Source organism: Pseudomonas sp. HMWF021 (genome assembly GCF_003061005.1).
Taxonomy (GTDB): Bacteria; Pseudomonadota; Gammaproteobacteria; order Pseudomonadales; family Pseudomonadaceae; genus Aquipseudomonas.
This window is the reverse complement of record NZ_QAIK01000019.1, coordinates 1-7,793: the sequence shown is the minus strand read 5'-3', so window position 1 is coordinate 7,793 and position 7,793 is coordinate 1. Positions and strand designations below refer to the sequence as shown.

At 57.0% G+C, this 7,793-nt stretch carries 6 protein-coding genes and 1 pseudogene; 6 read left to right on the top strand and 1 reads right to left on the bottom strand.

All coding sequences use genetic code 11. The features are described from left to right. The coding region (locus tag DBR18_RS01755) for a methyl-accepting chemotaxis protein (protein ID WP_146188721.1) at window positions 1-1,177 on the top strand (1,177 nt) is incomplete at its 5' end. A 105-nt stretch (window positions 1,178-1,282) separates the two neighbouring features. Here the strand turns inward: DBR18_RS01755 and DBR18_RS01750 are convergent. Continuing rightward, a pseudogene (locus DBR18_RS01750) lies at window positions 1,283-1,930 on the bottom strand (ATP-binding protein); the annotation flags it as partial. Window positions 1,931-2,165: 235 nt separating this feature from the next. Between DBR18_RS01750 and DBR18_RS01745 the strand changes: the two are divergent. From DBR18_RS01745 to DBR18_RS01725, 5 genes are all read left to right on the top strand, one after another. Further along, window positions 2,166-2,717, top strand: a complete 552-nt coding sequence (locus tag DBR18_RS01745; RefSeq protein WP_034139805.1) for a TnsA endonuclease N-terminal domain-containing protein — start codon at window positions 2,166-2,168, stop codon at window positions 2,715-2,717. Next, a complete protein-coding gene (locus DBR18_RS01740; protein WP_108589032.1) occupies window positions 2,714-4,633 on the top strand; it encodes a Mu transposase C-terminal domain-containing protein in 1,920 nt (639 codons plus the stop codon). The genes DBR18_RS01745 and DBR18_RS01740 overlap by 4 nt, the downstream gene beginning before the upstream one ends. Beyond that, window positions 4,630-5,523, top strand: coding sequence for a TniB family NTP-binding protein (locus DBR18_RS01735; RefSeq protein WP_034139803.1), 894 nt, complete (start codon window positions 4,630-4,632; stop codon window positions 5,521-5,523). Before DBR18_RS01740 ends, DBR18_RS01735 begins: the two co-directional genes overlap by 4 nt. After that, window positions 5,475-6,593 carry a TniQ family protein gene (locus tag DBR18_RS01730; RefSeq protein WP_108589031.1) on the top strand — a complete coding sequence of 373 codons (1,119 nt, stop codon included), beginning with the start codon at window positions 5,475-5,477 and terminating at the stop codon, window positions 6,591-6,593. The genes DBR18_RS01735 and DBR18_RS01730 overlap by 49 nt, the downstream gene beginning before the upstream one ends. A gap of 515 nt (window positions 6,594-7,108) precedes the next feature. Further along, window positions 7,109-7,793 (top strand): hypothetical protein (locus DBR18_RS01725; protein ID WP_256588495.1); only part of this gene is annotated, 685 nt, incomplete at its 3' end.

Here is a 7,793-nt window from a genome sequence, read left to right as displayed (position 1 = left end):
GTTCTGGAGCGACACCGATGAAGATTTCTACAGCATCGCCGTACCGTTCGACGGCGGGCCGTGGTCGGTGGTGGCGAGCATGCCGAAAGCCGAGATTCGCGCGGTGACCTGGAGCGTCGGCACCCAACTCGCCATCGGCAGCCTGCTGGCGATGCTGATCGCGGTGGGCGCGGCGATGTGGCTGCTGCGCAGCAAGTTGCAACCGCTGGGCGACCTGGTCCGTCAGGCCGAAGCGCTGGGTGCCGGTGATCTGAGCGTGCGCCTGAACGTGTCGAGCAACGACGAAATCGGCCAACTGTCCCGCGCGTTCAACCAGATGAGTCAGGCGCTGTCGACCATGGTCGAGCACATCCGTCGCTCTTCTGAAGAGGTCAACAGCCGCGCGCAGGCGCTGTCCGGTTTGTCCGGCGGCGCGTACGAAGGCATGGAACAGCAGTCCGGCGAAATCACCAGCATGGCCGGCGCAGTTGAAGAATTCAGCGCCACCTCGCTGAACATCGCCGACAACATGGGCGCGACCCAGCGTCTGGCCCAGGAAAACGCTCAGCAAACGCAGATCGGTCGCAGCTCGATGGAAGACGCGTCGTCCTCGCTGGAGCAGATCGCTGGCGCGTTGAACACCACGGCTACCGTGATCAACACCCTCGGTCAGCGCTCTCAGGAAATCGGCGGCATTGTCAGCGTGATCACCTCGATTGCCGAACAGACCAACCTGCTGGCACTCAACGCCGCCATCGAAGCAGCCCGTGCCGGAGAGCAGGGCCGTGGCTTCGCCGTGGTGGCCGATGAGGTGCGCAACCTCGCGTCGCGCACCCGTCAGGCGACTGACGAAATCTCGGGGATGATCCACAGCATTCAGCAGGAAACCGGCAACGCCATCAGCACCATGGAGCAAGGCAACCTGTTGATGCAGGAAGGCCTGTCGCGCAACGCCAATGTGGCGTCGGCGCTGGCGCGGATCGACGAGCAGAGCCGTTCGGCGGGGCAGCAGTTTGCTGCGATTACCACCGCGACTCAGGAGCAGAGCAGCACCGCGACGTTGCTCAGCAGCAATCTGCAGAGCATTGCGCTGGCCAACAGTGAGCAGCGTGAGGTGGTGTCCAATCTTGCAGTGACCGCGAAGGAGCTTGAGAAGCTGGCGGCGGATTTGCGTTCTGAGGTTGACCGCTTTCGCTGATGCGCCTTTGAAATAGCTTTCGCGAGCAGGCTCGCTCCCACAGGATTCTCGCTGACCCTGTGGGAGTGGTCTTGCTCGCGAATGGAGCCGACACGGTCCTGACATTTACTGAGTCGCTGGCCGATACTGCAGCGCTTCGGCCAGATGTTCACGGCTGATGTCATTGGCGTGTTGCAGATCCGCCAGGGTCCGCGCGACTTTCAGCAAGCGATGCGCCGAACGCAGCGACAGGATCAGTCGCTCGCATGCCGACTCCAGCCATTTTTCATCGGCTGTGGATAACCTGCAGTGGCGCTTCAACCCCGGCAGATCGAGAAAGGCATTGGCACAGCCCTGCCGTTGCTGCTGTCGTTCGCGAGCCTCGGCCACCAGGGCCGCAGCGCTGGCACTGTCATCTCCCGGCTTCACTTGCGGGTTCAGCGCTGTCGCTTCCCGCGCCACCGTCAGGTGCAGATCGATCCGGTCCAGCAGCGGCCCTGACAGCTTGTTGCGATAGCGCTGCACCATGTCCGGCGTGCACGAACACTTGCCGCTGGGCTCGCCAAGATATCCACAGGGACATGGATTCATCGCTGCCACCAGTTGAAAGCGCGCTGGAAAACGCACGCGATCCTTGGCTCGGGCGATCACGATGTGCCCGGATTCCAGCGGCTCGCGCAGCACCTCAAGCACCTTGCGATCAAACTCCGGCAACTCATCGAGAAACAGTACGCCGTGGTGGGCGAGAGTGATTTCGCCGGGTTGCGGTTTCGAGCTGCTGTGACATTTGGGAATAGATGCAACGCACCTACGCTGTGCTCCGCATTCTGTCGTATGATTCGCCCAAATATTACGCAACTCAAACATGCTAATAGGTGCAACTGGCCGCATTATGGATAGCAATAGCTGCAACCAGCCTCGGTTCTCAGTTGCGAGGCGCATAAAATCTACGACGCGTAGCCTTTCCGGAGTGTTTGCTTTTCGCGGACAAGGCGTTGCCTTCGAGTCCATGTTGGAGCGTGACTTCCTCAGTCGGATGGATTTCAGGAAGGATGTTCTGACTGTGGTCTCGCAGCCGGTTCAACTGGATTTCGTTGCTCGCAGCGGCCGATCCTATACTTATACCCCGGATTATCTGGTTCATTTCCATTCTCACACCCATCTGCGCCCCATGCTCGTGGAGGTCAAACCGGCAGAGAACTGGCGTGAGAACTGGCGCGACCTGCTACCAAAATGGAAGGCAGCGTTGCGTTATGCGAAGGAGCGAGGTTGGCGCTTCCATATCTATGACGAATCGCGGATCAGAGGCCAATCACTGAAGAACATCCAGTACTTAGAACGATTCAAGAACGCGGATTACGCGGATCAGGATCTGGACGCCATCATTCGCACGGTCGCTTTCAAGGGCATTGCATCAATCAGCTATCTCGTGGCGCTGCACTTTCAAGGCGCTGAAGCTCTGGGCAAATCGCATATCTTTCATCTCATCGCGACCCGTCAGTTGGATTGCGATATTTCCGGGCCTCTGAGCGATTCGTTAGAAGTCATGGTGGCCGAATGAATGACTTCGTTAGTGAACAGCCTAAGAGAGGCAAGATTGACCGGTCTTTCGTAAATATCGCGCCCGGCCAGGTTGCTTGCTATCAGAAAGAGACCTTCCGGATTACCCAGATATTAGATTTCCAATCCGTGCTGGCGATCAATGTCGAAACCGGGCAACCGAAGGTGCTTCAAATCGGCGAGCTCAAGCCGTTTCTTGGAGACAAGGTAAGAGGGCCCTACGCAGATTACGATTTAGAGGATATCGGTGCTGAGGAATGGGCCATCGCGCAGAAACGCTACGCGGTCATCGCCCCACTCCTGAGCATTGAAGGTCAGTCACGTAGCGTGGTCGAGCAACGTGCGAAAGACGCCGGTGTTGATGCGGTTACGGTTTACAGATGGCTGCGCCGTTACAAAGAGCAAGGCGAAGTTACCGCACTGATCCCACTTAAGCGTGGGTGGGGCAAAGGTCGTTCCAGGATCTCTGAGGGCGTCGAGAAGGTTATTGCCGAGACCATCGACGATTTTTACCTGACCGAGCAACGCCCGGATGTTGCCTCAACGGTTTATGAGGTCCGAAAGCGTTGCAAGGCTTTGAAGCTGTCTCCTCCAACCGTGTCGACGGTGCAGGCGCGCATCAAGAACATTCCTGATCGAACGCGTTTGCGAAGACGCGGCGATAAAGAACTCGCGGGCAACAAATATGACCCGCGCCCAGGCGGACTTAACACTGAGTACCCGCTCCAGATCGTGCAGATCGACCACACGCCGGCGGATATGATCATTGTCGACGACGTTCACCGGCGTCCCATCGGTCGTCCTTGGCTGACGCTGGCAATCTGCGTGTATTCGCGAATGGTGACCGGCTACTACCTGTCGATGGATGCCCCCTCTGCGGTCTCGGTGGCAATGTGCGTTGTCCATTCAATCCTACCTAAGGAAAAGTGGCTGGCACTTCATGGGGTGGATGCTGAATGGCCGGTGTGGGGGAAAATGGGCACGCTGCACAGTGACAACGGTGCTGATTTCAAGACCAATAGCCTTGTGCAGTCCTGTGTGAACCACAATATCCGTCGTGACTTCAGGCCGAAGAAAAACCCGCAATGGGGTGGACACATTGAGCGCTGGATGGGCACATTCGCCGGCATCAACAAAAAAGATCGGGGCGCAACCTTTAGCAATCCTGCCGAGCGTCGTGAATATGACTCTGAGAAGCAGTCGATCTACACGTTTGCAGAATACGAGCAGCGGTTGGTCAGAAACCTCATCAAGTACAACAATAAATTCCATGAAGAGATCGACATGGCGCCGATCAAGAAATGGAATCTGGCATTTTTCGGAGATAAAGAGCACGACCCGATTGTGCCCCTACCGCCCAGGGTCGCGGATCCGTGGGGTTTCCAACTCGACTTCTTGCCTGCGACGCTGAGAACCATTCACCCCTATGGCGTGGAAATGGACGCGATGTATTTCGCTGAAGCACTGCGGCCGTGGATAGGTGCAACCGATCCTAAAACAGGCAAGGCTCGAAAATTCCTTTTTCGGCGCGACCCTCGTGACATCAATCGAATCTGGTTCTACGACCCGGCGTTGAAAGAGCACTTTGAGGTACCGATCATTCGCGGCAGATACGCCGGCGTAACGGTGGGCGAGTACGTCAACGCCAAGAAAAAAGCGAGGAAGGCCGGCCGCGACGCGGTCAACCACGACGTTATCGAGCGGATGTTGGACGAAAACAAGCAGCAGGAAACTGAGGCTGCCGTGCGCACCAAGCAGGCTCGCAAAAGTGTTCAGAAGCGGACGAACAACACCAAACAAACTACGCCGGCTCGGCCCACGCCGCACGTCGAGCCCAAGTTGCCACCTATTGGGTTACCTGAATCGCCGCAACTGTTGCCGGTGGATGAAGTGGACACTTTTGGAGAAGTCTGGTGACCAATTACGCCCATATCACACCGCAGTTCAGAGACGTGATGGAAAAGTCCGATCTTGATCGGCTCGCATTCCTGGATGAGCCGCGCTGGGTTGATTACCAGGCGGCTAACAACCTGATGGACATCCTCAATGGCTTGCTACGCAAGCCCGAGCGTCCTCGAATGCCAAACCTCATGCTTGTCGGTGAGTCCAATACAGGCAAAACCACGGTGGTCACCCGGTTCAAGGAGCTATCAGGGCAGCCGTACGTCAGCGACGATGCAGTCAGCGTGCGGCCGGTGATTTGTGCTGAAGTTCACAAGCCTGATGAGCGAGAGCTGTATAACGCCATTCTTCGAGAATTCTGGGCACCCCACAACCCCGTCGCGCCGCTGGAAAAGCTTCGACATCAGGCCATTCATCTCTTGCGTGATGCGCGTACTCGCATGCTCATTCTTGACGAAGTGCATACGATCAACAACGGATCGGCTGCCAAGCGCATGGATGTCATGAACGAATTGAAGATGCTGTCGAACATCCTCCACATTCCTTTGGTGTTGGTCGGCACCCGGACGGCACTTCAGCTACTGGTCCTGGATTCACAGTATTCAAGCCGGTTTGAGGTTGTCTCGCTGCCCAACTGGTCGGTCAATGCCGAGTTTCAGCGTTTCCTGAAAAGCTTCGAATCAGTGCTCCCTCTCAAATTCGCTTCAAAACTGTACTCGCCGGAGCTCACCCCGCTCATTCACGCGATCTCCAATGGCAACACGGGCAACATCGAATACCTTTTACGTGAGTGTGCAAGGGAGGCGATTCGAAACGGTTCGGAAGTGATTGACCGTCGACTGCTGGAGAAAAACCAATGGATGCGTCCTACCAGTGCAGATGGGGTGCGGGAGCGCGTCCTTTAAATCCGGTCTGGCCGATGGTGCCAGCTCTTCTGCAGGACGAAGTTATCTCCTCCTGGCTAATGCGATGTGCTTTGGCCCAAGGTTGCGATGCCACAACGCTAACAGGCGAGGTCTGGCCTAGGCTGAGGTACTGGTGCAACGATCCGGACAGAGAGTTATCCATTGAACAGTCGCAGCACCTGACCCGCCTTTCTGGCATTCCCACAGCAGCGCTTCAAGCGGCCACTTTACAGCCGCTGTATCAGTTGATGACGGGAGCTGCGGAATTCCCAAGAGGGATAGCGCCCTGGTTTCTCTGTCTGGGGTGCCGGAATCGACGTCGCAGCGGCGGCCTTCAGTACTGCCCAAAATGCTTCAAGGAAAGACTTCCTCATTACCTGATACAGGATCGGCTGGCGTGGCACAGCGCATGTCCATTGCACCAGGTGATTCTGCTGGACCGCTGTGAATGCTGCCATGCGCCATTATGCCCTCATCTGCTTGCACCACCTGAGCAGACGCTAGGTCGGTGCCATCGCTGCGGATATGAGCTGGGCTTCGCGTCAACTGACAGGGCACCGATCAAGGCTCTGAGTTTCCAGCTTGCGGCTGATGAGCTGTTTTCCAAACCTACCCTGCGGTATGGCGAGAACCATCTGCTTCTGACTGAATGGTTTGCTCTGTCGCGATGGATGATTGGTATATTGCGCACCGCCGCGCGCGCACCCAGCCCCTGCACGGAGATGTTTTTCCGTGAGCTTGGTGTGAACCTGGCCGAACTCAGGCCTCCTCCAACGGGCTTGCCATTCGAGTATTTGTCACCCGTGGACCGCGCAGGCCTCTTGGCACACGTCTGGAGCATGCTGGAGGTCGGTCCCGAGCGCTTGATGGCCGTGGCCGAGCGGGAGCGCGTGCGCCCATCGCTGTTGCTGCCGCGCTCGGGAGAGTTACCGGCCTCACTTGCTAGACTTGGCGCAGTGCTGAAAAGCAGTCGACGCCGTAACTACAACCTCGCCCCAGTCCGAACACCGCGCTCTGTGAAAAGCGTATTGATGAGATGGCAACGATTGCTCAGGAAGTTTCAACGATGACACCTCCGGAACTGCCACTGAAATGCGATGAATGCCAATGCATCGCATCGAAGATTCACCGGATCCACAAGGGACGGCGATTCTGCAACACGTGCTATGCCCGACTGTTCAAGCGCCGATTGTGTTCCGGCTGTGACAATTTCGCCCGGCTCCCCGTATTTGAAAAAGACGCCAAATGCATCCGCTGCGAGTCGAGAGCGCCTTGTGTACGGTGCAAGAAGATCGGGAAGCCGGTCGGATTGATGACGGTCTATGGCCCAGCATGTGCCAGCTGTGCACATCACTTTTACGAACCTGAGCCTTGCCAGCGATGCGGCAAGCTATCAACAAAATTAACCCGAGTTCTGGCGATCGATCCCGATGTTCGCTGCTGCGCTCAATGCGCACGGGCGGGCGCGGCCACGTGCCCGGATTGCCGGCATCACCGTTTCTTGATCCAGTGCGACGATGGTCTCATGCGGTGTAAATTGTGCGCTGAAAAAGGCGAAGTTCAGTGTGCCAGCTGCACAAGGTTGATGCCGGCGGGACGTAAAAACGAATGCGAGACCTGCGCTTGGGAAAAGAGCTTTGATCGTCGCGCGCATATTCATGCCGAACTGTTCGCCCATGCCAGCACGCGTCAACGCTTCAATGAGTTCTGCCAGTGGTTAAAAAACCAGATGGGGGCTCAGAAGGCGGCCCTGAAACTCAAACACTACGTACCCTTTTTCAGCTTCCTGGATGCGCATCCCGTTGGATTACCCTCGTACGTTTTCCTGCTCGAACATTTCAGTGCAGAAGGGCTTCGTAGGATGCAGACCCCAATGCTATGGCTCAATGCGCGGTACGGTGTCGCGGCAGATGAGCAATTGCGCAACGAACATTCTGAAAAACGCAGAATTCAAGAGCTGATCGAGTCGACGCCCGCCGGCGTTGGCTTGGAAGCACTGCTGGGTTACCGAGAGTATCTTCGGACCAAACAAGGCGACGGATCTACGTCGATCAGTTCTGTTCGGCTCTCCTTGCGTGCCGCGAAAAACGTATTGGCTTCAGCTTCACAGCAGTTCGATACGTTGCCCACGCAGAAGACGGTGACGGCATATCTCATTCAGTCGCCGGGACAGCGTGCGACCGCGCAGGGCTTCATTGGTTACCTGAATCGCACCAATGGACTCAGCCTTACAACAGAACTCAGCGAGCGTGCGGTAGCAAGGGCGAAAA

Coding starts and splice junctions, on each gene's coding strand:
- DBR18_RS01730 (WP_108589031.1), top strand. CDS start 5,475: ATGGATGCGTCCTACCAGTGCAGATGGGGTGCGGGAGCGCGTCCTTTA.
- DBR18_RS01745 (WP_034139805.1), top strand. CDS start 2,166: ATGTTGGAGCGTGACTTCCTCAGTCGGATGGATTTCAGGAAGGATGTT.
- DBR18_RS01740 (WP_108589032.1), top strand. CDS start 2,714: ATGAATGACTTCGTTAGTGAACAGCCTAAGAGAGGCAAGATTGACCGG.